The sequence below is a fragment of the Rhodophyticola sp. CCM32 genome (genome assembly GCF_004751985.1).
In the GTDB taxonomy this organism is placed as follows: domain Bacteria; phylum Pseudomonadota; class Alphaproteobacteria; order Rhodobacterales; family Rhodobacteraceae; genus Rhodophyticola.
Map to the genome: position 1 here is coordinate 3,038,282 of NZ_CP038492.1, position 23,064 is coordinate 3,061,345.

General features: G+C 61.7%; 23 protein-coding genes and 2 pseudogenes. 14 read left to right on the forward strand and 11 right to left on the reverse strand.

The window, feature by feature from the left end; genetic code table 11:
• Positions 1-113: 113 nt before the first annotated feature.
• Positions 114-1,580 (reverse strand): DUF2125 domain-containing protein, encoded by a 1,467-nt coding sequence (locus tag E2K80_RS14760; RefSeq protein ID WP_168193212.1) that lies wholly within the window; start codon positions 1,578-1,580, stop codon positions 114-116.
• 149 nt (positions 1,581-1,729) lie between these two features.
• Between E2K80_RS14760 and E2K80_RS14765 the strand changes: the two genes are divergently transcribed.
• Together E2K80_RS14765 and E2K80_RS14770 are read left to right on the forward strand one after the other, a co-directional pair.
• Positions 1,730-2,485: an SDR family oxidoreductase gene (locus tag E2K80_RS14765; RefSeq protein ID WP_135375684.1), complete on the forward strand. Its 756-nt coding sequence runs from the start codon at positions 1,730-1,732 to the stop codon at positions 2,483-2,485.
• Positions 2,482-3,108 (forward strand): enoyl-CoA hydratase/isomerase family protein, encoded by a 627-nt coding sequence (locus E2K80_RS14770; protein ID WP_135375685.1) that lies wholly within the window; start codon positions 2,482-2,484, stop codon positions 3,106-3,108. Before E2K80_RS14765 ends, E2K80_RS14770 begins: the two co-directional genes overlap by 4 nt.
• On the opposite strand, the gene E2K80_RS19180 is transcribed toward E2K80_RS14770, so the two are convergent.
• Positions 3,095-3,232 (reverse strand): hypothetical protein, encoded by a 138-nt coding sequence (locus tag E2K80_RS19180; RefSeq protein ID WP_168193213.1) that lies wholly within the window; start codon positions 3,230-3,232, stop codon positions 3,095-3,097. The two genes, E2K80_RS14770 and E2K80_RS19180, sit on opposite strands and share 14 nt — an antisense overlap.
• Before the next feature lie 9 nt (positions 3,233-3,241).
• Between E2K80_RS19180 and E2K80_RS14775 the strand changes: the two genes are divergently transcribed.
• Together E2K80_RS14775 and E2K80_RS14780 are read left to right on the forward strand one after the other, a co-directional pair.
• Positions 3,242-4,567 carry a mechanosensitive ion channel family protein gene (locus tag E2K80_RS14775; protein ID WP_135375686.1) on the forward strand — a complete coding sequence of 442 codons (1,326 nt, stop codon included), beginning with the start codon at positions 3,242-3,244 and terminating at the stop codon, positions 4,565-4,567.
• Positions 4,564-5,733, forward strand: coding sequence for a TIGR03862 family flavoprotein (locus E2K80_RS14780; protein WP_135375687.1), 1,170 nt, complete (start codon positions 4,564-4,566; stop codon positions 5,731-5,733). The genes E2K80_RS14775 and E2K80_RS14780 overlap by 4 nt, the downstream gene beginning before the upstream one ends.
• A gap of 113 nt (positions 5,734-5,846) precedes the next feature.
• Here E2K80_RS14780 and E2K80_RS14785 read toward each other — a convergent pair whose 3' ends face one another.
• The 6 genes and pseudogenes from E2K80_RS14785 to E2K80_RS14805 form a co-directional block, all read right to left on the reverse strand.
• Positions 5,847-6,437 carry a glutathione S-transferase family protein gene (locus E2K80_RS14785; protein WP_135375688.1) on the reverse strand — a complete coding sequence of 197 codons (591 nt, stop codon included), beginning with the start codon at positions 6,435-6,437 and terminating at the stop codon, positions 5,847-5,849.
• 20 nt (positions 6,438-6,457) lie between these two features.
• The gene (holA, locus tag E2K80_RS14790; RefSeq protein ID WP_135375689.1) at positions 6,458-7,480 is read right to left on the reverse strand and encodes a DNA polymerase III subunit delta; all 1,023 of its coding nucleotides are present in this window, start codon (positions 7,478-7,480) and stop codon (positions 6,458-6,460) included.
• Positions 7,477-7,968: an LPS assembly lipoprotein LptE gene (gene lptE, locus E2K80_RS14795; RefSeq protein ID WP_135375690.1), complete on the reverse strand. Its 492-nt coding sequence runs from the start codon at positions 7,966-7,968 to the stop codon at positions 7,477-7,479. The genes holA and lptE overlap by 4 nt, the downstream gene beginning before the upstream one ends.
• Complete coding sequence (locus E2K80_RS20100; protein ID WP_443216534.1) at positions 7,955-8,455, reverse strand: class I tRNA ligase family protein; 501 nt, start codon at positions 8,453-8,455, stop codon at positions 7,955-7,957. The genes lptE and E2K80_RS20100 overlap by 14 nt, the downstream gene beginning before the upstream one ends.
• Before the next feature lie 74 nt (positions 8,456-8,529).
• Positions 8,530-10,533, reverse strand: a pseudogene (gene leuS / locus E2K80_RS14800) (leucine--tRNA ligase); the annotation flags it as partial.
• Between the two features lie 129 nt (positions 10,534-10,662).
• Positions 10,663-11,178 (reverse strand): DUF3576 domain-containing protein, encoded by a 516-nt coding sequence (locus E2K80_RS14805; RefSeq protein WP_135375691.1) that lies wholly within the window; start codon positions 11,176-11,178, stop codon positions 10,663-10,665.
• Between the two features lie 244 nt (positions 11,179-11,422).
• On the opposite strand from E2K80_RS14805, the gene E2K80_RS14810 reads away from it, so the two are divergent.
• From E2K80_RS14810 to E2K80_RS14820, 3 genes are all read left to right on the forward strand, one after another.
• A complete protein-coding gene (locus tag E2K80_RS14810) occupies positions 11,423-12,421 on the forward strand; it encodes a porin (RefSeq protein WP_135375692.1) in 999 nt (332 codons plus the stop codon).
• A 70-nt stretch (positions 12,422-12,491) separates the two neighbouring features.
• Positions 12,492-13,151, forward strand: coding sequence for a YggS family pyridoxal phosphate-dependent enzyme (locus E2K80_RS14815; RefSeq protein ID WP_135375693.1), 660 nt, complete (start codon positions 12,492-12,494; stop codon positions 13,149-13,151).
• A gap of 53 nt (positions 13,152-13,204) precedes the next feature.
• On the forward strand, positions 13,205-13,594 hold the full coding sequence (locus E2K80_RS14820) for a phospholipid-binding protein (protein WP_135375694.1): 390 nt from the start codon (positions 13,205-13,207) through the stop codon (positions 13,592-13,594).
• Positions 13,595-13,645: 51 nt separating this feature from the next.
• Here E2K80_RS14820 and E2K80_RS14825 read toward each other — a convergent pair whose 3' ends face one another.
• Both E2K80_RS14825 and ribA read right to left on the reverse strand, forming a co-directional pair.
• A complete protein-coding gene (locus tag E2K80_RS14825; protein WP_135375695.1) occupies positions 13,646-14,155 on the reverse strand; it encodes a L,D-transpeptidase family protein in 510 nt (169 codons plus the stop codon).
• On the reverse strand, positions 14,152-15,246 hold the full coding sequence (ribA, locus tag E2K80_RS14830) for a GTP cyclohydrolase II (RefSeq protein ID WP_135375696.1): 1,095 nt from the start codon (positions 15,244-15,246) through the stop codon (positions 14,152-14,154). Before ribA ends, E2K80_RS14825 begins: the two co-directional genes overlap by 4 nt.
• Positions 15,247-15,414: 168 nt before the next feature.
• Between ribA and E2K80_RS14835 the strand changes: the two genes are divergently transcribed.
• The 5 genes from E2K80_RS14835 to E2K80_RS14855 all read left to right on the forward strand — a co-directional run bounded on the left by E2K80_RS14835 (position 15,415) and on the right by E2K80_RS14855 (position 19,026).
• The gene (locus E2K80_RS14835; protein WP_135375697.1) at positions 15,415-16,101 is read left to right on the forward strand and encodes a response regulator transcription factor; all 687 of its coding nucleotides are present in this window, start codon (positions 15,415-15,417) and stop codon (positions 16,099-16,101) included.
• Positions 16,102-16,415: 314 nt separating this feature from the next.
• Complete coding sequence (locus E2K80_RS14840; RefSeq protein WP_135375698.1) at positions 16,416-17,204, forward strand: exodeoxyribonuclease III; 789 nt, start codon at positions 16,416-16,418, stop codon at positions 17,202-17,204.
• A gap of 63 nt (positions 17,205-17,267) precedes the next feature.
• Positions 17,268-18,179 carry a thioredoxin gene (gene trxA / locus E2K80_RS14845; RefSeq protein ID WP_135375699.1) on the forward strand — a complete coding sequence of 304 codons (912 nt, stop codon included), beginning with the start codon at positions 17,268-17,270 and terminating at the stop codon, positions 18,177-18,179.
• 23 nt (positions 18,180-18,202) lie between these two features.
• The gene (locus E2K80_RS14850) at positions 18,203-18,847 is read left to right on the forward strand and encodes an LON peptidase substrate-binding domain-containing protein (protein WP_135376644.1); all 645 of its coding nucleotides are present in this window, start codon (positions 18,203-18,205) and stop codon (positions 18,845-18,847) included.
• The gene (locus E2K80_RS14855) at positions 18,844-19,026 is read left to right on the forward strand and encodes a Trm112 family protein (RefSeq protein WP_135375700.1); all 183 of its coding nucleotides are present in this window, start codon (positions 18,844-18,846) and stop codon (positions 19,024-19,026) included. The genes E2K80_RS14850 and E2K80_RS14855 overlap by 4 nt, the downstream gene beginning before the upstream one ends.
• A gap of 100 nt (positions 19,027-19,126) precedes the next feature.
• Here E2K80_RS14855 and E2K80_RS14860 read toward each other — a convergent pair.
• A pseudogene (locus E2K80_RS14860) lies at positions 19,127-20,349 on the reverse strand (FAD-dependent monooxygenase).
• 87 nt (positions 20,350-20,436) lie between these two features.
• On the opposite strand from E2K80_RS14860, the gene E2K80_RS14865 reads away from it, so the two are divergent.
• Positions 20,437-21,765 (forward strand): amidase, encoded by a 1,329-nt coding sequence (locus E2K80_RS14865; RefSeq protein WP_135375701.1) that lies wholly within the window; start codon positions 20,437-20,439, stop codon positions 21,763-21,765.
• 117 nt (positions 21,766-21,882) lie between these two features.
• Positions 21,883-23,064 (forward strand): aminotransferase class I/II-fold pyridoxal phosphate-dependent enzyme, encoded by a 1,182-nt coding sequence (locus E2K80_RS14870; protein WP_135376645.1) that lies wholly within the window; start codon positions 21,883-21,885, stop codon positions 23,062-23,064.

Here is a 23,064-nt window from a genome sequence, read left to right on the forward strand (position 1 = left end):
GCCGGGTGATGTGCTGCTGTAGGCCGCAGATGGCGGGGGTGCAAGATGGCACTCGTGAAAACCGCCCGGGGCCATGGCTGGCACCGGGCGGTCCGAATGGATTTTTGATCCGTTTATTGCAGTGGTATGCCGTTGGCGGTGATCCCGCCGCCGGGCAGGAACTCGATGGTGGTTTCCAGCGTGTCCGGGCTAGGACCGGGCCGGGCAAACATGCCCGAGACACCGCGCGCCATGGCAGCCTGTTCCTCCGGCAGAAGCCCGGCGGTTGTCAGCCGTTCGAGAAGCGCGCTCAGCCCTGCGGCACGCAGATCAATGGTGCCGACGGGCATCGGAATGACCTGACCCGCTGCGAAATCCAGATCACCCTCCCCTTCCAGAGAGGCACCGGCGAGGGACAGTTGCAATTCATTCAGCGTGACCTCGCGCAACTCTCCCGGAGGGCCCTGCAAGGCGGCAGGATCACCTGCCATCAGATTGACGAACATCTGCACCTTGCCGGTGATATCCACGATCAGCGATGCCGGATCGCGCGGGATCGCCGCACCGGGGTCAATCATGGCCCATAGCGCGTCATTCACCTCAAGCTCCTGATAATCGAGGCGAAGCGCCATATCAGAGGGGTCAGGCTGTGGCATCAGCGGCAGGGTCAGAAGGAAGCCGGTTGAGGCAGCGCTGACCTCGATCGGCAGCGGAAATTCCGATGTCTGCACGGTTGCATCGACATTTTGCGCCGACAGATCATAGGTCAGCCCGCCCTCTGCAAAGGCCACGGCCATGTTGCCGCCTTCATTGGCGAAGGTCATATGGAAGCTGGTTTCGGGTTCCTCAAACGTGACCTCATAGCTCAACCGTTCATAATCTGCCTGGCCTTCAAGGTTGAAATCCTCGGGCAGGGCAGCGCCGGACGAGATTTGCGACATTGCCGCCATCGAGGACAGCGTGCCGGACCCCGATGAGGTTGTGGCCCCCATATTGAAGCTCATTTTGAAGCTGCCCGGTGTTCCCCCGGAGGAAGAGGCATCTACGGTGCCGGTCGCACTTGAAAAGCCCCCGGTTGAGGTGAAGCTGGTTGTTTCGGGCGTGTCGCCGGTGATGTTATACTGCACCAGCAGATCATTGACTGTGGCGGAGATATCCAAATCTCCACCGGTGTCACCCGCAATACTGATCTGATCAGTTGTAACCGACAGGGCATCGGCGCTGTAATCATACTGGCGCGCGCCCGGGTCGCCCGAGACGGTGATGGTCAGGCCCTCATGGCGCATATCCATCACCACGCTGACCGGCGGGGCGTTTTGAACCTGCGTATTTGAGGTGATCCGGTAGACTTCGGACAGGCCCACACTCAACGTGCCATCGTCATTTTCGGTCAGGGTGACCTGATCGATCTGACCGGTGGAGGTCGTTTCCCCCTGCACACTTGTGGAGGTCAGGCCGGTGATCACCAGCCCGGTGGCGGTTTCCGTGACCGAATCGGCGGTCAGGGTCTGGCCGGAAAAGGCGGTTTGTGCCTGCCATTCGGCCCAAAGCTCCTGGGCATCGACATCGGCAAATGCCGGGGATGCGGCAATAACTGCCACTGTGGAAATACTGATAGAAAGGGATTTGATTTTTGACATAATAACCTACCAAAGGTGAATTGAATGGCGGGATGTTCGGTCCAAGGCCCGTAGGCGTCAAGAGCAGATTGGCCCGGAAGCTGACAGAACTTTCTAAAAATCGGGGGATAATGAAAGATATGCGCGGGAAAACGGTCATGATTACAGGGGCCAGCCGGGGGATCGGCGCCGCAGCGGCGCGCGCCTTCGCCGATGAAGGTGCCAATGTGGTGCTTTTGGCCCGGTCGCGGGAAAGCATCACGGATCTGGCAGGCGAGATCGGAGATCAGGCCCTGGCGGTGCCCTGCGATGTCAGCCGCTACTGGGAGGTGGAGGCCGCCGTGACTGCTGCCGTAGAGACCTTTGGCGGGCTGGATGTGCTGATCAACAATGCCGGTGTGATCGAACCGATCTCTCACTTGGCAGAGGCCGACCCCGAGGCCTGGGGCCATGTGATCGACATCAATCTGAAAGGTGTTTTCCATGGCATGCGCGCGGCGATGCCGGGCATGGTGGACCGTGGCGGCGGCACGATTATCACCATCAGTTCCGGCGCGGCCCATAACGCCCTGGAAGGGTGGAGCCATTATTGCAGCTCAAAAGCCGGGGCGGCGATGCTGACCATGTGCCTGCATAAGGAAGGCGCTGATAAGGGGATTCGCGCCATGGGCCTGTCGCCGGGCACGGTGGCCACCGAAATGCAGCATGAGATCAAGGCCAGCGGCCTGAACCCGGTCAGCAAGCTGGACTGGTCCGATCATATTCCGGCGGACTGGCCCGCAAAGGCGCTGGTCTGGATGTGCTCGGCAGAAGCCGATGAATATCTGGGCGAAGAGATTTCCCTGCGTGACAAGGGCATCCGCGCCCGGCTTGGTCTGTCCGCATGATTGCATTGAACCGCGAGGATGGTCTGTGGCAGGTGGTGCTGAACCGGCCTGACAAGGCCAACTCCCTGACCGAAGACATGTTGCGCCAACTGGCCGGGATTGCCGAAGAGGCGGGGCAGGACCCGGGTGTGCGGGCGCTGCTGCTGACCGGTGCGGGCAACCGCGTGTTCAGCGCAGGGGCCGATCTGGAAGCCGCCAGAGCCGGGCTTGCAACCTCCCCCCTGTGGGAGCGCGTTTCGACCGCGATTGCGGATTTGCCCTGCCTGACGATTGCCGCCCTGAACGGCACATTGGCCGGCGGCGCGTTCGGCATGGCGCTGGCCTGCGATCTGCGGATCGCGGTGCCCGGCGCGCGGTTTTTCTATCCGGTGGCAAAGCTGGGCTTCCTGCCGCAACCATCTGACCCCAAACGCATGGTTTCCCTGATGGGCCCGGCGCGGACCAAACTGGTGTTGCTGGCCGGGCAGAAGCTGACGACCGAGGAGGCTTTGGGGTTTGGGCTGATCGACCGGATTGTGGAACCTGACACGCTGTTGCAGGTCGCGCGGGATCTGGCCACGGATGCGATGGCCGGCGATGCGGCCAATCTGCGGGGGATAAAACACCTGATCACCGGGCGCTGAGACCGGGGCCAACAGGCGACAGCCCCTGCCACATCCGGCGCAGGGCCGAGGCCGGGGCCTGCGAATGGTGTTTCCCTTCCACGGCAAACCCCCTTAGACCGGTCAGAAAAGAGGTCGGGGACAAGGCGTCACCATGGAAAACCAACCAGAGATCATCCAGCAGGCGCTGGAGCTTGCCGAAGATGGCTCGACACTTGCGCGTGACTGGCTGACCAGCCCGGTCGCCTGGTCGCAATTCGCGCTTTTGGTCACCGCATTTCTGGCGGCGCTTCTGGTGTCGCGCCGCCTGATGCCCGCGCTGAAAAAACTGCTGACCCCGGCTGAAGACCACCAGACAGTGCTTTCCATCGCGCGGCGGTTTCTGGTGCGGTTCCTCCCCCTGCTGCTGCCGCTGCTGGCCTATGGGTTCACCGCAATCGGCGAATCCATTGTGGTCTCGCTGTTCGACAGCGGCGCGGTGATCGCGTTCGGCAAACGGGTGTTCCTGTTTCTGGCCGCGCGCAGCCTGGTCACCCAAATCCTCAATGATCCGTTCCTGAAGCTTCTGGGCCGCTATGTGCTGATCCCGGCTGCGGCGCTTTATGCCCTGGGCCTGCTTGATGACGTGACCCTTGCGCTGACCGAGTTACAGGTGTCGCTGGGCAATATCTCCTTCTCGGTCATGGCGCTGATCCGTGGGGGGATTGCAGGCAGTCTGCTGTTCTGGCTGGGTCGCTGGTCCACCCGGCACAGCACGGAGTATATCGGCCGGCAGGAAGATATGCGCCCCGCAACCCGGGAACTGGCGATCAAGACGGTTGAGATCATCATCTTCGGCGCCGCTTTCCTGCTGTTGATGAGCATCATGGGCATCGACCTGACAACCCTGGCCGTGCTGGGGGGTGCCATCGGTGTGGGGCTGGGCTTTGGCCTGCAAAGGATCGCCTCCAATTTCATCTCAGGGGTGATCCTGCTGCTGGAGGGGCAGGCCACGGTGGGCGACTATGTCGAACTGGATGGCGGGGAGCAGGGCAAGATCGTCAGGATGACGGCGCGCGCAGCGGTGCTGGAGACATTTGACGGCCGCTGGATTGTGGTCCCGAACGAGGATTTCATCACCACCCGGGTGGTGAATTACTCCGACAGTGGCAGCGCCAACCGGTATGAAGCGCCCTTCTCTGTCAGTTATGACACCGATATCAATCGGATCCCGGCCCTGATCGAGGCGGCGGTCGCAACCCATCCCGGTGTTCTTGATGCACCTTATCCGCCCGATTGCGAATTGCGCGGCTTTGGCGACAGCGGTGTTGATTTCAGTGTCGAGTTCTGGGTGAACGGTCTGGATGACGGCGATAACAAATACACCTCCGACGTGCTGTTCCTGATCTGGAATGCGTTGAAAGAGAACAATATCGAAATCCCCTATCCGCATCGCGTGCTGGAGTGGAAAGCCGGGCAAGACCCGCGCGATCCTGCATGAGTGATGCGCTGGTGATCGGGGCCGGGCCTGCGGGGCTGATGGCGGCGGAAACCCTGGCGCGCGCCGGGCGGCAGGTGCTGCTGGCCGAGGGCAAACCCTCTGCCGGGCGCAAATTTCTGATGGCGGGCAAATCGGGGCTGAACCTGACCCGGATCGAGCCTGAGACGCAGTTCTATGCCCGGTATCAGGAGGCCACCCCCTGGCTGGCCCCGATGCTGGATGCGTTTGGCCCGAAACAGGTACAGGGTTGGGCAGGCAGTCTGGGGCAGGATCTGTTCACCGGCACCACCGGGCGGGTGTTTCCCGTGGCGATGAAGGCCTCTCCCCTCCTGCGCGCCTGGATGTCGCGGATGGAGATCACCTTGCGCACCCGCTGGCACTGGCAGGGCTGGGAGGAAACGGGCGGGCTTGCTTTTGACACCCCCGGGGGGCGGCAGGTTTTGCACCCGAAAGTCACGGTTCTGGCGCTTGGCGGGGCCAGTTGGACACGGCTTGGCTCTGACGGAGCCTGGGCGTCCTGGCTGGCCGCGAAAGGGGTCGGGATCGCGCCATTCAAGCCTGCGAATATGGGGGTTTCCGTGAGCTGGTCCCAGCATATGGCGATGCATTTCGGCGCCCCGGTGAAGAATGTGGCCCTGATGGCGGGGGCGAAAAGACATCGCGGTGAGTTCGTGATTTCCGCGCGCGGGCTGGAAGGCGGCGGCATCTATGCCGTATCGCGGGCCCTGCGTGAAGGCGCCCCCCTGTCGCTGGATCTGCTGCCCGATCTGACCCACACAGAGGTGACAGCCCGGTTGTCCCGCACCAACGGCAAGGAAAGTCAGGCCAATTACCTGCGCAAAACCCTGCGCCTGACGGGCGCGCGTCTGGCCCTGTTGCAGGAGTTCGCCCGGCCCCTGCCTGATGCTGCGGCGCTGGCCTCCCTGATCAAGGCATTGCCTATTCCCCATCAGGGGCCGCGCCCGATGGAGGAGGCGATCTCCACCGCAGGCGGGGTCATGCGTGCGGCTTTTGACGACGGGCTGATGCTACGCGCCCTGCCCGGCATTTTCTGTGCCGGTGAAATGCTGGATTGGGAGGCTCCCACCGGCGGCTATCTGATCACCGCCTGTCTCGCCACGGGCCGATGGGCAGGGCAACATGCGGCAAACTGGGCCGCGCCCTGAAACGCGCCCCGCCCCTTCTTCTTGTCAAAAATACGCGCGCCGCAGGCACAGGCGCGCAGCGCCTGCCGGGCCCAACCAAAGACCCGTCATTCTGTCCTGGGCGGGAGCTTTCGTTACGCCGCCATGGCGCGGGCAAAGGCAGGGCGCGCCTGCATCATCCGTACAAAATCGCCAAGCCGGGGTTCCACAATCGGGAATTTTGCAACGGCCGCCCAGCCCCCGCAATGGGCCAGCAGAATATCGGCGATTGTCATGGTCTCGCCCATCAGGAACGGTCCATCCTCTGCCATACGCGGGATCAGCGCGTGTTGAGAGCGTTCAAACTCCCATTTCAGACTGTCCTTGATCGCGGGCACGCGCCTGTCCTCGGGCAGGATGAAACTATGCCGCGCGGCGGTCCAGATCAGCGCGTCGAACTCATCAATGATGAACTGGGTCAGACTGTCCTGCCTCGCCCGTTCCACCGTGCCGGCGGGAAAGGTCAGTGATCCGTGTTTGTCGGCCAGATAGGTCATGATCGCCACGGAATCGGTGATTGGCACCCCGCCCGACACCAGAACAGGTATCTTGCCTGCGGGGTTGAAGGCGATCACCTCGTCAGATCGCGGCGGCGCGGCGACATGCTCATAGTCCAGACCCAGCTCTTCCAGTGTCCACAAAACCCGGAGCGTGCGGCTTTTGACGCCGCCAATCACCTGATACATGCTGTCTTCCTCACATCATTTCAGTGGCGCGGCATCATCGCCAGACGGATCAGCGCGCGTTCCATAAGGGCCATTTGCGGGGCCTGCTGGCTGGAACGCAATGTTAAATCGGTTTCGACCAGCAGACCAAGCGCCGTCTCCAGATTATGCAGGCCCCAGGCCTGTGCCTGCCGGATCATCCTCTCGCGCCGGGGCCCGAAGATCGGCGGGCGGGCCGAGGCGATGCCCGCCGAAGCGCCGCCCGGATGGGCCGAGGCGCTGTGCAATATGCGAAAATGGCGAAGCGCCGCGATACATAAACCCACCGGCTGCACCCCCTGACCGCCAAGCCGGGTGACCAGCGGGCCGATCGCCCCGGCCTGGGCTTCGGCGGCCGCATGCAGGATGTCGTCAAGCTCGGCCTCGATGGTGGCAGGCGCACAGGCGGCCACATCCCCGGGCGTGACCGGCGCCGGATCCTGATGTTTGTAAAGCGCCAGCTTGGTCACGGTCTGGCGAAAATCGCCCGGGTCCAGCGATTGCGCCAGCGTGGTCAGATCGGCCATCGCTTCCGGTCCGATCTGCGTCACCCCGGCTTTTTGCAGGGTCTCCTCGATCTCGTGGCGCGAGGGCGGGTCATCATAGATGCCAACCGCATAGGCGGTCTTGTGCCCCTCAAACAGTTTGCGCAGGGCAGAACGCGCGGCCAGTTGCCGGGCGGTCACGATGATCTGCGCATCGCCCGGTGCCCAGTCTTCCAGCGCGATCCGGATCACCGGGGCCAGCCCGTCGCCCGCGTCTTCAACGAAAACCGCACGGGGACCGGGGAAAAAGCCCTGCGCCTTGACCGCATCCAGAAGCGCGGCACTGTCTGATCGCAGGTCCGGGGCGGGGATGCGCGTCAGGCGCATCTCGGCCTCAGCCTCGGGGCCAAGCAGCGCCTCCAGCACCTGCTGGCGTTTCAGGGCCACACGCATGGCATCCGCGCCATAGATCAACAGTCCGGTCGCATCCGGGTCGGGCCTAGCGAAATAGCCCGATGCCTCCCGGGGGGAGAGTTTCATGACCAGCGGCCGGCATTGGCCAGAAGGTTCGAGACGATCTGATCACCCAGCGCCACCATCAGCCGTTCCTCTGCATCGCGTTCAGCGGTAGCTGTGGCGATGGTGGAACCGGTGGTGGAATAGGAGGTGAAGCTGCGCACGCTGGCCGCATGGACCTGAACATCGCTTCCCGCCTCGACCACGCGAAACCGGCTTGTTCCGGTCAGGTTGATCCGGGTGATGTCATTTGATCCGGTGATTGCGGTGCCTCTTGCCACGATTGTGGTGGCCAGGGTCATCGCATAGCGCGGGCTGTCGGCTCGGCCAAGCCGTTCCTCCAGCCGGGCGACCAGCAGAAATTCAGCCCGGGTTTCGGGCGGTTCCACCAGTATCTGATTGCGCAGCACACTGCCCGACCCGCCGGGGGCATAGACCGGCGCGAAACCGCAGGCCGCAAGCGGCACTGCGGCGAGACATGTCAGGACGGTGCGGCGGTCAGATAACGACATTGATGATCCGGCCCGGAACAACGATCAGTTTCTTGGGGGCCCCGCCATTCAGGGCTCTGATCACAGCCTTGTCCGCCAGCGCCAGCTTTTCAAGCTCTTCCTTGGGCAGGTCCTTGGCAACGGTGATTTCCGAACGGCGTTTGCCGTTGATCTGGATCGGCAGGGTGACATCATCGGATACCAGCAGCGCCGGGTCCGCCACCGGCCAGGGCGCATTGGCAATCAGGCCCTCGCCGCCCTGATGGGCCCAGATATCCTCGGCCAGATGCGGGGTCATCGGTGACATCAGCTGTGCCAGTGTCATGATCGCGCCCCGTTGGGCCCCATGGCCGGCCTTTGATTTCGCCAGCGTGTTGGTGAAGGCGTAAAGCTTGGCGATAGCGGCATTGAAGCCGAAGGATTCCACGCCCTGGGTCACATCGAAGATGGTTTTGTGCAGCGCCCGGCGCAACGCCTCATCGCCTTCCCCTGCCGCGGCCTTGTCCATGCCGCTGATCCGGTCGCACAGCGTCCAGACCCGATTGAGGTGTTTGAACGTCGCCTCTGCGCCTGCGGCGGTCCATTCCACATCGCGTTCGGGGGGGAGTCACTCAACACGAACCAGCGGGCGGTATCGGCCCCGTATTGGTCGATGATCGCCACCGGATCGACCACGTTGTTCTTGGATTTCGACATTTTGGCCGAGGGGATGACCTCCACCGTGCTGCCATCTTCTTTGAGAAACGCGCCGCCATCGCGCAGGTCAACCTCTTCGGGGTAATGGTAAACCGGCCGTCCGTCCTGCCCCAACTTGGTCTGGTAAATCGCATGGGTGACCATGCCCTGCGTAAACAGCGCGTCAAAAGGCTCAATCGCGCTGGCAGGCAGATGGCCGGTGATCTGCATCGCCCGGGCAAAGAAGCGGGAATAGAGCAGATGCAGAATCGCATGTTCAACGCCGCCGATATACTGATCGACATTCATCCAGTAAGCGGCGTCTTCCGCCACGGTGGGGGTGTCGGCATGGGGGGCGGTGAAGCGCGCGAAATACCAGGATGAATCAACAAATGTATCCATCGTGTCGGTTTCGCGTTTGGCAGGCGCGCCGCAGGACGGGCAAGGCACATCACGCCAGGTCGGATGCCGGTCAAGCGGGTTGCCGGGGATGTCGAAACTGACATCCTTGGGCAGCTCAACAGGCAGGTTTTCCTTTTTCTCGGGCACCACGCCACAGCTTTCGCAATGGACAACCGGGATCGGGCAGCCCCAATACCGCTGACGACTGAGGCCCCAGTCGCGCAGGCGAAATCTGGTGACGCCCTGACCAACGCCGTTCTGTTCGCAGAACGCGATGGCGCTGTCGATACCTTCGGCGCCGGTTTGCACCTCCTCCCCGGCGAACCCTTTGACATACCGCACCTTTTCGGGCTTCGGAGGCACATAGGCATCGCCGCCATCCTCGGGCCGGGTGACCCCGTCGGTTTCTGCCATGGGCACATAGGTGGAGGTTACATCCAGCCCGTATTTCCGCGCAAAATCAAGGTCGCGCTGATCATGGGCAGGGCAGCCGAAAATTGCGCCGGTGCCATACTCCATCAAGATGAAATTGGCGATATAGACGGGCAATTCCCAGGCGGTATCAAACGGGTGGCGCACCCGCAGCCCGGTATCAAAGCCTTTCTTCTCGGCGGTTTCCAGTGCCTCTTCGGTGGTGCCGGTGGCCCGGCAATCCGCGCAGAAAGCCGCGATCTCGGGGGTATGGGCTTCCAGTTCTCTGGCCAGCGGATGATCGGGTGAGATGCCGATGAAACTGGCCCCCATCAACGTGTCGGGACGGGTGGTGTAAACCTCCACCCGGTCATGGCCGCCCATGGCCTCGGTCAGGCCGAAGGAAAACTGCAAACCCCGGGATTTGCCAATCCAGTTGGCCTGCATCAGCTTGACCTTCTCGGGCCAGTTGTCGAGCCCGTCCAGCGCCTGCAACAGATCATCGGCCATATCCGAGATTTTGAAGAACCACTGGGTCAGCTCGCGCCGTTCCACCACCGCGTTTGAGCGCCAGCCCCTGCCGTCGATGACCTGTTCATTGGCCAGAACCGTCATATCCACCGGGTCCCAGTTGATCACGGCGTTTTTACGGTCGATCAGCCCGGCCCCCATCATGTCGATGAACAGCGCCTGCTGCTGGCCGTAATATTCCGGCGCGCAGGTGGCGAACTCACGCGACCAGTCAATGGAAAAGCCAAGCGGTTTCATCTGGTCGCGCATGTCGGCGATATTCTGATGCGTCCAGTCAGCCGGGTGAATCCCGCGTTCCATCGCGGCGTTTTCCGCGGCCAGGCCAAAGGCATCCCAGCCCATCGGATGCAGCACATTATGGCCGGTCGCCCGCTTGTAGCGCGCGATCACGTCGCCCATCGTATAGTTGCGCACATGGCCGATATGAATGCGCCCGGACGGGTAGGGAAACATCTCAAGCACGTAATATTTGGGCCTGTCAGCGATCCGCGTGGCGCGGAACGTGCCGGCCTCTTCCCAGGCTTTTTGCCATTTGGGTTCCAACTGGGACGGTTGATAGCGGGACATCGGGCTTCCTTATGAAGGTCGAACGCAAAACGCAGGGCATCTGAAGGCCCGGCGGTGTGTTTAGGCGGCGCGCAGGCGCTGGTCTATAGGGGTTTGGGTTTAGGCAAGGCCGTTACACCGAAAACCGCGTCAGAGATCCGCGTCGCGAATCCGTAGCTGGCGCGCCCGGGTCAGGATCGCATCTTCGATCTGACGGGCGGTTTCACGGCTGACCGCCGTGCCGCCCCGGCTTTGCAACGCCACGCGCAGGCTGCGCGCATCAAGGGCGGGGTCGGTGATATAGACCGTCGCGCGATAGGCCCGGCCTGACCCCGGCGGGGTGCCATAACCAAAGACGATCACGCCGGAAAACGGGTCTGCGCCCTCGATCGGCATGAAATCAAGGATTTCAAGCGAGGCATTCCAGAGGTAGCGGCTGACCTCTACCGTGACATTCGGATCGTTTGTGTTCTGGAACAGATCCCAGACCGTATTGCGGTCAGGATCTTCCAGTGCACCCGATTCGATCAGCCGTTCACGGGTTTCGGGACTCATCTCATTATCCAGCCCGCCACCGAACAGACCGCCGGACCTGCCACCACAGGCCGCAACCGTGCTGACAAGCAAAAGACCGCATAAAATCCGCGCAATACCCGAAAATGTCATGCTGCATTGCCCTTTTTTCGTCAAAGCCTCACCGCTTGGTATCTTAGCCCTCTCAGCGCGGCAAGGGGCTTCGCTTGACGGGTGAATACCACACTGTGGCAAGTCTGCACCATCCGGGGGCAAGATGGGGGCATCCCTTTGGCCTTTCTTGCATTTCGAGGGGCGAAGAGAGAGGAAAGAGCATACTCAATTCGGAATTCCCCGTGTTGAGGTGCACCTTATTCAAGAATACGAGGGAAAAACCATGAAAAAGGTTCTCTTCGCTACCACGGCATTGGTTGCCTCGGCAGGATTCGCATCTGCGGATGTTACCCTGTCCGGCTCCGCCGAAATGGGTATCCGTGGTGGGGACAACCTGGAGACGCAGTTCATCCAGGATATCGACGTCACCTTCACCTTGTCCGGCACAACCGATAACGGCCTGACATTTGGCGCATCCATCGACATCGACGAGTCGGCTGACCAGGCGCTTGACACTCCCGGGACTGCGACCAGACCCAACAACGCCTTCGACAATGATTACGGTCATGGCGGCGTTGCCGTGTTCATCTCGGGCGATTTCGGTACGGTCACCCTGGGTGACACCGATGGCGCTCTGGACTGGGCCCTGACCGAAGCGGGTAACATCTCCAACCCGGGCAGCCTTGCAGATGATGAAACCTCGCATGAGGGTTATCTGGGTTCCTATGGCGACGGTGCTGGCGATGGTCAGATTGTCCGCTATGACAACACCTTCGGCGATTTTGGTGTTGCGATCTCTTACGAGCAGGATGCTTCGAGTACTCTGGTTACGAACGGCACCACTGGTCAGGTTCAGTCTGACTCGCGTGATGGGTCTTATGCCCTTGGTTTCCGCTACAGCACTGACTGGTCCGGCGTCGATATCAATCTCGGCCTGGGTTATCAGTCCACCGATTTCACAACGACAGATCAGGAAATCTGGGGTATCAGCGCAAACGCGACCTTTGCCTCCGGTTTCTCCGTTGGCTTCCAGTATAGCGACTGGACAGATCGCGGTGGTGTTCTCGGCAATGACGATGACCACATCGGTATCGGTGCAGGCTATGAATTCGGCCCGTACGCAATTCACGCCAACTATGGTGAATTCGGCTCCGGTGACTCAGGTTACGGTCTGTCCGCGTCTTACGATCTTGGCGGTGGCGCAGGTATCCGCCTGGGTTATGGCAGCAGCGATAATGCCAATGAAGACTTCTGGTCGCTTGGTATCGCAATGTCCTTCTAATCCAACCGGATTATTTGGTAAGGGAAGAGCGGGCTTAGGCCCGCTCTTTTCTGTTTGGGGGTGACGAAAGATGTCTCTGTCCGAGATTGGCAGCGCTTTGGCCAGCGCGGAATCCAGGGCCGGGCGTGCGCCCGGATCCGTCAGATTGATTGCTGTCTCCAAGGTGCAGCCTGCCGAACGCGTTGCCCATGTTCTGAAGCAGGGCCATCGGCTGTTCGGAGAGAACCGCGTGCAGGAGGCTGCCGGGCGCTGGCCCGCGTTTCAGGAGCTTTATGACGATATCTCGCTGCATCTGATCGGCCCGTTACAGACCAACAAGGCCCGGCAGGCAGTCGAAATGTTCGACGCGATTCACACGCTGGACCGGCCAAAACTGGCCCGTCGCTTTGCCGATCTGGCACAGGAACGGGGCAGTTGCCCTGAATTGCTGATCCAGGTGAATACCGGGGAAGAGCCGCAAAAATCGGGCATCCTGCCTGTTGAAACCGATGCTTTCGTGGCAGAGGCCCGCGCCATGGATCTGCCGGTGACAGGGCTGATGTGCATCCCGCCCGCAGAGGAGGAGGCGAGCCTGCATTTCGCGCTATTGGCAAAGCTGGCCGAGCGCAATGGACTGCCCGAGCTGAGCATGGGGATGAGTGCGGATTTCGACAAGGCGATTGCCTTTGGCGCCACCTATGTCCGGGTCGGGTCGGCGATTTTCGGTGAACGGGTTGCGCCAAAAGATTGAACCAACACAGCGGGTCACGCAGACTGACATGTAACAGAGATCGGAGTAAACGCATGAAAACCAGTCTTGTCGCCTTGTTCGCCCTTGTCCTCACAAGCAGCGCTGCCCTTGCCGAATTCAGGCTGAGTTTCGATTGGGGCGATATTCCCCTTTGCACAACGGGGCGACCCAACACTGTGGGTAATCCTGCCTTCATCCTTACCGATGTGCCTGCGGGGACCGAGACAATTGAATTCCGCCTCGTCGATCTGGATGTGCCGTCTTACAACCATGGTGGCGGGCGATTGCGGATCAGCGGCAGCGGTACAGTTCCCGAAGGGCTGTTCACCTATCGCAGCCCGTGCCCGCCGGGTCAGACCCATACCTATGAATGGCGCGCCACCGCGCGGGCGGGCAATCAGGTGTTGGGTGAAGCGCGGGCTGAGCGGCGTTACCCGGAATAAAACGGGCAGGGTCGGCGCAGTGGGGCCAGCCCCCACACCCCCGGCGTATTTTCACCAAGAAGAAAGGGGCGGCACGATCACCCGGCTGTCAGGTGTAATCCGACGGGTGATCCAGTTGAGATCGCGCCGGTCAAAGGCGATGCAGCCCTCGGTCGGGTATCCGGGCCGGCGCCACTGATGCAGGAAAATCGCGGAGCCACGACCGGGCCTGGCCCGGGGCCAGTTCCAGTCGGTCAGCAGGACCAGATCATAGAGCGGATCGGCGCGGCACAGCCGTTCATGGCTGAATGCATGGGGCGCCCGGACCATCAGGTTGTAATCCGCGTCCCTTGGATCATCGGACCACAAATCCCCCGGTGCAAGCGGTACGGTCCATGGACAGGGGCGGGCGATCCGGTCAGGGCGGTAGAGGCAGCCGATGATCCGGTGGGCACCTGCGGGCGTTGCGCCATCACCTTCGCGTTTTGCGGTTGTGATACCGCTCCGCCCGATCACGCAAGGCAAGCTGCGCCCCATGAAGCGCAGGCCGGTCGGGGTCAACACCAGATCGGCGGGCGTCACAGAAGATGCCCTGATTTTTTGGCCTTGGTTGCCAGATAATGGGCGTTATGGCGGTTGGTGCCGGTGATCAGCGGCACACGCTCTGTCACTGTGACACCCATCTGACCCATGATTTCGACCTTGCGGGGGTTGTTCGTCATCAACCGCACGGCCTTGAACCCCATGGTCTTCAGCAACCCGGCCCCAAGGCGGAAATCCCGCTCATCGTCTTCAAAGCCAAGCCGGTGATTGGCCTCAACCGTATCAAACCCCTGATCCTGAAGAGAATAGGCGCGCATCTTGTTGGTAAGCCCGATCCCGCGCCCCTCCTGGTTGAGATACAGCAATATGCCCGCGCCTTCCTTGCCGATCTCGGCCAGTGCCGTGTGTAATTGCGGCCCGCAATCGCATTTCAGCGAGCCCAGCACATCGCCGGTGAAACAGGCCGAATGCAGCCGGGTCAGAACCGGCCTGGTGCGGTCGGGGCGGCCGATTTCGATCGCGTAATGTTCGATCCCGCCATTTTCGGGTCGGAAGATATGCAGGCGCCCGGCCTCGGCGGCCTCCATCGGCAGGCGCGCGGCGGCCACCGGATGCAGCGGGTGGTGGGCAGCCAGATCGGCCGCGGCAGATTCGGACCAAAGCAATGTCAGGCCGTGATCATCGGCGACGGCTCGCGGGTCGGGGATGGTAACAATAACCGCCGCTGGCAAAAGCTGCGCCGATTTTGCCAGCAACAGCGCCAGACGGTGCAGCCCCGCAGTGCCATCACGCTGGCTGTGCAGCGGCCCTTTCAACGGCGCCCGCAGGTCATCGGCGGGTTCTGCGATGTTGTGTACCCATAGGGCATCGGCATCGACAGGCAGATGCAGGCGGGCCAGATCTCCGTCATAGGCGCGCGCTTTCAGGGTTTCCGCCCGGCGGGCGGTGATGGCAATTGTGATTTCGGCCGACAGAACGCGCAAATCGTCCAGTCTTGTATCAGTGACCCGTTCGGCGGCCAAAGCGACAATGCCACCACCACCTGTATGCCCCAACACAACAGGCAGCCCCACATGCAGATCAGTGCGGGCACGGGCCATCAGTTCCGACGGGGTGGGGATCAGGCTCATCTTTTCTCCCATAGCGGGGTGTTTTCAGTCCCATACCCTGTGTTGTCGTATTTTGAAACATTCCCTCCCGCAGTGACACGGCTGCGTGAGGTTCTTTTCGACCATCTTGCCAAGTTGACGTAAGGCGCGCATGTCGGTGTTCAGGAACAGGGAAATGAGGTAGACACCATGGCCACTTTACGGAAGATCCTGCTGGTCGACGATGATGAGGACCTGCGCGAGGCGCTGTCTGAACAGCTTGTGATGACCGAAGAATTCGACGTGTTCGAAGCTGGCAATGGTGTCGGCGCGATGGAGCGCGCGAAAGAGGCGATTTACGATCTGGTGATCCTGGATGTGGGCCTGCCCGACACCGATGGTCGTGAGTTGTGTCGTCTGATGCGCAAACAGGGTGTCAAATGCCCGGTTCTGATGCTGACCGGCCATGACAGCGACGCCGATACGATCCTGGGCCTTGATGCGGGCGCCAATGATTATGTCACCAAACCGTTCAAATTTCCGGTGCTTCTGGCGCGTATCCGCGCGCAGTTGCGCCAGCATGAGCAATCCGAGGATGCGGTGTTCCAGCTTGGGCCGTATACATTCAAGCCTGCGATGAAAATGCTGGAAACCGAAGATAACAAGAAGATTCGCCTGACCGAGAAAGAGACGAATATTCTGAAATTCCTCTACCGCGCGCAGGATGGCGTTGTGGCCCGTGACATTCTTTTGCATGAAGTCTGGGGCTATAATGCCGGTGTCACCACCCATACGCTGGAGACACATATCTACCGTCTGCGTCAGAAAATTGAGCCCGATCCCTCGAATGCCCGTCTGTTGGTGACGGAATCCGGCGGGTACCGGCTGATTGCGTGACGTTTGCATTGTTCGGCTTGAGGGCAATCCGGCGACAGCCCATAATTGCGTGACGCATTACTCCCAACCTCCCTGTTGGACTGGCCCGGGCCTTTTGGTTCGGGCCTTTTTTATCATGTCGGCGAAATTTCAAAGATCAAATAGACCAAAACACGAACATGGGTTGAAGACAGGCGGGGTGGCAGGCTAAAGCGTTTCGAGTTTACATGGATGCAGAGACAACGGCTTTGGTGTTTGAGCCGAAGGCGAAAGGCGTTTCAACAATACGTCGAAACGCTATAGGGCCACGCTCTCTGCCAGAGGAGAAATTGCCGATGTCCTTCACCCTTGCCACCTGGAATATCAACTCGGTTCGTTTGCGCGCCGATCTCGTGACCAGACTGTTGCGCGAAGAGGCCCCCGATATTCTGTGCCTGCAGGAGTGTAAATCGCCGGTCGATCTGATCCCTGCCGAGGTGTTCGCCAATGCGGGCTATGGCCATATCGTAGCCCGGGGGCAGAAAGGCTATAACGGTGTGGCGATCCTGTCGAAACAGCCGCTGGAAGATGTGGGTCATCGCGATTTCGTGGGCAAGGGCGATGCCCGCCATGTGGCCGCCAGGCTGGAAAACGGCGTCACCGTGCATAATTTCTATGTGCCCGCAGGTGGCGATGTGCCGGATCGGGAGATCAACGAGAAATTCGGCCATAAGCTCGATTTCCTGACCGAGATGCGGGATTGGTTCCATGGGGAGACACCCGCCAGAAGCATTCTGGTGGGGGATCTGAATATCGCCCCGCGTGAAGATGATGTCTGGTCTCACAAACAACTGCTGAAAGTTGTCAGCCACACGCCGATTGAGGTGACACATCTGGCCGAGGTGCAGGACAGCGCAGGATGGGTGGATGTCACCCGCAAGGATATCCCCGAAGGGCCGCTTTACAGCTGGTGGTCCTATCGTGCGCGCGATTGGGATGCGGCCGACAAGGGCCGCAGGCTTGATCATGTCTGGGCCACGCCCGATATTGCCGCTGCCGCCCATGGCTCCCGCGTGCTGCGCGATGTCCGCGGGTGGGAGAAACCCTCGGATCACGCGCCGGTCTTTGCCACATTCGATCTTTGACCCCTTGGCGACAGCCATGCGTACAGGCATATAACGGGCAACACGGATTTCAGGAGACATGCCATGCTTGAATTTGGACAGACGCAGGATGCCCCGGGCGCGGCCGATCTGATCAAAGACAGCACCGATGCCAGTTTCATGGCCGATGTGATCGAGGCCAGTCAGACCGTGCCTGTCATCGTCGATTTCTGGGCCCCCTGGTGCGGGCCCTGCAAAACCCTTGGGCCGCAGCTTGAGGCGGCGGTGAAAGCGGCCAGGGGCAAGGTGAAAATGGTCAAGGTCGATATAGACCAGAACCAGCAGATCGCCGGGCAGTTGCGGGTGCAGTCGATCCCCATGGTCTATGCCTTCCATCAGGGTCAACCGGTGGATGGGTTTCAGGGCGCCGTAACAGAGGCCGAAGTGAAACAGTTTGTCGAAAAGCTGAGCGCCCTGTCAGGTGAAGATAACGGGCTGGCCGAGGCGCTTGAAGCCGCAGAGGCGATGCTGGACGAGGGGGCCGTGGTGGACGCGGCACAGACCTTTGCCGCGATCCTCGGGGAAGAGCCGGAAAACCCCGCTGCCCTTGGCGGGCTGGCGCGCGCCCATCTGGCTTTGGGTGAACTGGACCGGGTCGAGGCGCTGCTGAACAATGCGCCCGCCGCAATTGCCAGCGCCGCCGAGGTTGAAGCCGCCCGCGCGCAGTTGGAGCTTGCCCGGCAGGCCGAAGATGCCGGGCCGCTGAGTGAACTGGCCGCCGCGGTTGAGGCTGACCCGACCAATCATCAGGCCCGGTTCGATTATGCGCTGGCGCTGCATGCCGCCGGTCAGGTGCCGGATGCCGTGGAGCAACTGCTTGATCTGTTCCGGCGCGACCGGGAGTGGAATGACGGCGCCGCCAAATCTCAGCTTTTCACCATTTTCGATGCGCTTAAACCGGAAGACCCGATTGTTCTGGCCGGGCGCCGGAAGCTCAGCTCGATGATCTTCGCCTGAGCGGCGGGCGCGATATGTCCGGTCTGATATCCCCTGCGGATCTTCCTGAGACAATTCCGGTCTTTCCCCTGCCCGGGGCCCTGCTTTTGCCCCGCGCGCGCCTGCCCCTGCATCTTTTCGAGCCGCGCTATCTGGCGATGATGGATGATACGCTGAAAACCGGGCACCGGATGATCGGAATGGTGCAGCCCATGGAAACCCCCGGAAAGACCGAGACACGGTTGCATTCCATCGGTTGTGCCGGCCGGGTGACGCAGTTTTCGGAAACCGAAGACGGGCGCTATATGATCACGCTGGCAGGGATATCGCGCTATCGCGTGACCCGTGAGGTCTCGGGTTTCAGCCCCTATCTGAAGGCTGATGTGTCCTGGGCCGGGTTCGATGATGATCTGGGCGGGGTTGAAAAAGACAGAACATTTGATCGCCCGCAGTTTCTGACCCTGTTGTCACGGTATTTCGAAGCGCTTGATCTGTCGACGGATTGGGACAGCCTGAAAGACGCGGAAGATGAATTGCTGATCAACTCGCTTTCGATGCTGTGCCCCTTTGACCCCGAAGAAAAGCAGGCGCTGCTGGAGGCGCCATCGCTGACCACCCGGCGGGAAACACTTGTCACATTGATCGAATTTGCACTGCGGGGCGGCACGGGTGAGGATATTCTGCAATGAGGCCGGAAGCCCCGATTGATCGGCACATGTTAGAGGCGCTGGTCTGCCCGGTCACCCATGCACCGCTCAGCTATGATGCCGGGGCGCAGGAGCTGATCTCGAAAGCCGCGCATCTGGCCTTTCCAATCCGCAATGGCATTCCGATCATGCTGGAAGATGAGGCGAGGAAGCTGGAGTGAAACGCCGGATCCAATAAGAACGACGCTGCCTCACTCCTGACCGGCCCCGCCTGAGCATATGGCAGTGTTCTGAACATCCCATCATACTCCGATGCCGGGACTATAACGGCCGCCCCTGCAGCAAGCGGGGCACATCACCGGTGAGGCCTGCGGCCTCGCGGATGAATCGCCGCCGCAGGCCGGGCAGGGCGTTCACCATGCCCATGCCCAGATCGCGGCCTGCGCGCAGAATCGGATTGTCATTGGAAAACAGACGGTTGAACGCATCTGTCGCGGCGGCCATGCTTGCCGTGTCGAACCGGCGCCAGCTCTGGTAGCGTTCCAGCACATCCAGCGCGGCGTAATCCTCGCCCCGGCGTTTGGCATCGGTCAGCACCTCGGCCAGCGCCGCCACATCGCGAAGGCCCAGGTTCAGCCCCTGACCCGCAATCGGATGCACCCCATGGGCCGCATCGCCGACCAGCGCCAGACGGGGGCGACAAAGCTGTTGGCGAGGCTCAGTCCAAGCGGATAGCTGAACCGCGCACCTGCCAGGCTGATCTCTCCCAGAAAATCACCGAACCGGGGGCGCAGATGGGCAAGATACCCTGCACCATCCAGTGCATGGATCCGCGTGGCGGCTTTGTGTGTTTCGCTCCACACAATCGACGACCGGTTGCCCGGCAGCGGCAGGATGGCCAGCGGCCCGGGCGGCATGAAAAACTGATGGGCGATGCCATTATGGGGCTTTTCATGGGCGATGGCACAGACCAGCGCGGTTTGCCCGTAATCCCACCCTGTCCGCTTGATCCCGGCGCGGGCGGCGGTGCCGCTTTGCCGGCCATCCGCCCCGACCAGCAGGCGGCCGGTCAGCTTTGTGCCATCTTCCAGTGTGACCCTTGCATGGGTTCTGATGTCCTGGCCGGTCACCCTTGCGCCGCTGCGGTGGGTAATCAGCGGTTCAGCCGTCATCGCCTTCAGCAGCGCCTGCCGCAGATAGCGGTCTTCCAGCATATGGCCCATCGGGCCTTCTTCAATCTCGGCATGGTCCAGATGCAGGAAAAACGGCGCCGGGCCTTCGCCTGCGCGGCCATCGCTGGCGGTGATCTCAAGCATTGGCTGGGAATGGTCAGACAGATCGCCCCAAAGGCCCAAAGCATCCAGCAACCGGGTGGAGGCAAGCGCCAGCGCATAAGAGCGCCCGTCGAATGTATCTGCCGCCTGCGTTTCGGCACCAAGCGCATCCAGCACCATCGAGGATATCCCCACCCGGGCAAGGGCCAGCGCCAGGCAGGGGCCGTTCAGCCCGCCACCGACAATCAGGATATCCGCGTCATATGCCATATGGGCGACTATGCAGCTGCACCGAGGATTGTCCAACGGAAGCCACCAAGATAGCGTCAGCCGCGACACCATGACGAGGGCGGGACGATGCGGGACGACTGGCAGGGCTTAAGCGCAAGTGATCTGGGGCGCGCCATCGGCGCGGGGGAGATTGACCCGCGGGATCTGACCGAGGCGTATCTGCAGGCCTGCGCCGCGCATCCCGATACGGATCGCATCTATACCATGCTGACGCCGGACCGGGCCCGGGCCGAAGCGGCGGCGGCGGCCGCGCGGGCGCGGGCCGGTGTGCGGCGCGGGCTGCTGGACGGGGTGCCCATCTCGTGGAAAGACCTGTTTGATACGGCGGGCCTGCCGACCGAGGCCGGATCGCTGCTTCTGAAAGGCCGTGTGCCGGAGGAGGATGCGGAGGTTCTGGCCCGTGCCACGCGGGCCGGGCTGGTCTGTCTGGGCAAGACCCATATGACGGAACTGGCGTTTTCCGGGCTGGGGCTGAACCCAAGCACGGCGACACCGCCCAATGTGAATGATCCTGATCTGGTGCCCGGTGGCTCCTCTTCCGGGGCGGCGACCTCGGTGGCGTTCGGTCTGGCCGCCGGGGCCATCGGCTCGGATACCGGCGGCTCGGTGCGCCTGCCTGCGGCCTATAATGATCTGGTCGGGCTGAAACCCACCCATGGGCAGTTGAGCCTGAAAGGTGTTGTGCCTTTGGTTGAACGGTTCGACACGGTTGGCCCGCTGACCAGAACGGTGGAGGATGCGGCCCGTCTGCTGGCGGTTCTGGGCGGCACAAACCCGGTCGACCTTGGCAATGCGAGCCTGTCGGGCAAGCGGTTTCTGGTGCTAGAGCCCTATTCCGGCAATGTCCGCGATGCGCCCGGCGCCGCGTTCCAGTCTGCGGTGGCGCGGATGCGTGCCGCAGGTGCCAGTATCGACACCGGGCCTGTGCCTGCCATCGAGGAGGCGATGGAAACCACGCTGATGCTTTACACCGCCGAGGCCTATGGCATCTGGGGCGACGCGATCGAGGCCGCGCCTGACAAGATGTTTGACCGTATCCGGGAGCGGTTTCGCCAGGGGCGCAATGTCAGCGGCCCGGATTTCGTTGCCGGATGGCGGCGGCTGCGCCGGCTGCGGCAGGATTGGTTGCGCGACACTGCCGCCTATGACGCGGTGCTGCTGCCCTCGGCGGCAAACCTGCCCGCCAATGCCGCCCGGTTGCTGAGCGATGACGATTATTTCGTGACAGAAAACCTTCTGACCCTGCGCAATACCCGGATTGGCAACCTGATGGGGCTTTGCGCTGTCACATTGCCAACCGGTGTGCCCTCAACCGGTATCATGATCTTGTGTCCGCCGATGGCAGAGCCACAACTTCTGCGCATCGCAGCCGCTGCTGAGGCCGCATTGACCTAAGCGCCACAGGCACGGCCCCTTTACGCCCTGAAATGGCGCGTTTTTCTGGACCCGAGGCCTCCCGGGCGGTAACCTATGGGCAAATCAGGGCGTCATGATCCTGAAACCGAGGCACATATGGATTTCCCCCAGCGGTTTTCGAACCTGCCAGAATATGCGTTTCCGCGTTTGCGGACCTTGCTTGATTCCCATGAACCGGGGGCCAAGCCGATTGCGATGACCATCGGCGAGCCGCGCCACGCCTTCCCCGGTTGGGTCAAGGATGTGCTGGCTGAAAATATCGGCAGCTTTGGCCAGTACCCCGCGAATGACGGCGCGCCCGGCCTGCAACAGGCCATCGCCGATTGGGTGAAGATGCGCTATGGCGTGCCGGTTGATGCAGCCAGCCAGGTCCTGCCCCTGAACGGCACCCGCGAGGGGTTGTTCAACGCACTGATCGCACTTTGCCCCGAGACCAGGGGTGGAAAACAGCCCGTGGTGCTGACGCCGAACCCGTTTTATCAGGTCTATGCCGTGGCCGCCCTGGCCGTGGGGGCCGAACCGGTCTATGTGCCCGCGACCGAGGCAACCGGCAATCTGCCCGATTATACCAGCCTGCCCGGGGATGTGCTGGCGCGGGTGGCCGTGGCCTATATCTGTTCCCCTGCAAACCCGCAGGGCGCGGTTGCAGACCGGGCCTACTGGGCCGATCTGATCGCCTTGGCCGAACAGTATGATTTCAAGATTTTCGCGGATGAATGCTATTCGGAAATCTATCGCAGCACGCCACCTCCGGGTGCGTTGCAGGTGGCTCATGAGATCGGCGCGGACCCGGACCGGGTGGTGATTTTCCATTCCCTGTCCAAACGCTCCAACCTGCCGGGTCTGCGATCGGGCTTTGCCGTCGGTGGCAAGGACAGTATCGCGCGGCTGAAACAATTGCGCGCCTATGCGGGCGCGCCGCTGCCGATGCCGCTGCAGGCGGTGGCCGAACAGGTCTGGCGGGACGAGGATCATGTGATCGCCAACCGCGCGCTTTATGCCGAGAAATATGCCATCGCCGATGAGGTGCTTGGCGATATTCAGGGCTATGCCCCGCCCGAGGCCGGGTTCTTTCTGTGGTTGCCCGTGGATGATGGCGAGGCGGCCACCATGAAACTCTGGCGCGAAACCGGTGTTCGGGTGCTGCCGGGCGCGTATCTGGCGCGCGAGGTTGGCGGGCATATCCCGGGTGCAGACCGGATTCGCGTCGCCATGGTGGCAGAAAAACAAGAAATGCAGCGCGGGCTGATCAAGCTGCGCGACTGCCTGTATCGGTGA

Bases quoted from the DNA above. Each gene is read 5' to 3' on its own strand.
- E2K80_RS14765 (WP_135375684.1), top strand. From the start codon at position 1,730: ATGAAAGATATGCGCGGGAAAACGGTCATGATTACAGGGGCCAGCCGG.
- E2K80_RS14770 (WP_135375685.1), top strand. From the start codon at position 2,482: ATGATTGCATTGAACCGCGAGGATGGTCTGTGGCAGGTGGTGCTGAAC.
- E2K80_RS14775 (WP_135375686.1), top strand. From the start codon at position 3,242: ATGGAAAACCAACCAGAGATCATCCAGCAGGCGCTGGAGCTTGCCGAA.
- E2K80_RS14780 (WP_135375687.1), top strand. From the start codon at position 4,564: ATGAGTGATGCGCTGGTGATCGGGGCCGGGCCTGCGGGGCTGATGGCG.
- E2K80_RS14785 (WP_135375688.1), bottom strand. From the start codon at position 6,437: ATGTATCAGGTGATTGGCGGCGTCAAAAGCCGCACGCTCCGGGTTTTG.
- holA (WP_135375689.1), bottom strand. From the start codon at position 7,480: ATGAAACTCTCCCCCCGGGAGGCATCGGGCTATTTCGCTAGGCCCGAC.
- lptE (WP_135375690.1), bottom strand. From the start codon at position 7,968: ATGTCGTTATCTGACCGCCGCACCGTCCTGACATGTCTCGCCGCAGTG.
- E2K80_RS20100 (WP_443216534.1), bottom strand. From the start codon at position 8,455: ATGGACAAGGCCGCGGCAGGGGAAGGCGATGAGGCGTTGCGCCGGGCG.
- E2K80_RS14805 (WP_135375691.1), bottom strand. From the start codon at position 11,178: ATGACATTTTCGGGTATTGCGCGGATTTTATGCGGTCTTTTGCTTGTC.
- E2K80_RS14810 (WP_135375692.1), top strand. From the start codon at position 11,423: ATGAAAAAGGTTCTCTTCGCTACCACGGCATTGGTTGCCTCGGCAGGA.
- E2K80_RS14815 (WP_135375693.1), top strand. From the start codon at position 12,492: ATGTCTCTGTCCGAGATTGGCAGCGCTTTGGCCAGCGCGGAATCCAGG.
- E2K80_RS14820 (WP_135375694.1), top strand. From the start codon at position 13,205: ATGAAAACCAGTCTTGTCGCCTTGTTCGCCCTTGTCCTCACAAGCAGC.
- ribA (WP_135375696.1), bottom strand. From the start codon at position 15,246: ATGAGCCTGATCCCCACCCCGTCGGAACTGATGGCCCGTGCCCGCACT.
- E2K80_RS14835 (WP_135375697.1), top strand. From the start codon at position 15,415: ATGGCCACTTTACGGAAGATCCTGCTGGTCGACGATGATGAGGACCTG.
- E2K80_RS14840 (WP_135375698.1), top strand. From the start codon at position 16,416: ATGTCCTTCACCCTTGCCACCTGGAATATCAACTCGGTTCGTTTGCGC.
- trxA (WP_135375699.1), top strand. From the start codon at position 17,268: ATGCTTGAATTTGGACAGACGCAGGATGCCCCGGGCGCGGCCGATCTG.
- E2K80_RS14855 (WP_135375700.1), top strand. From the start codon at position 18,844: ATGAGGCCGGAAGCCCCGATTGATCGGCACATGTTAGAGGCGCTGGTC.
- E2K80_RS14865 (WP_135375701.1), top strand. From the start codon at position 20,437: ATGCGGGACGACTGGCAGGGCTTAAGCGCAAGTGATCTGGGGCGCGCC.
- E2K80_RS14870 (WP_135376645.1), top strand. From the start codon at position 21,883: ATGGATTTCCCCCAGCGGTTTTCGAACCTGCCAGAATATGCGTTTCCG.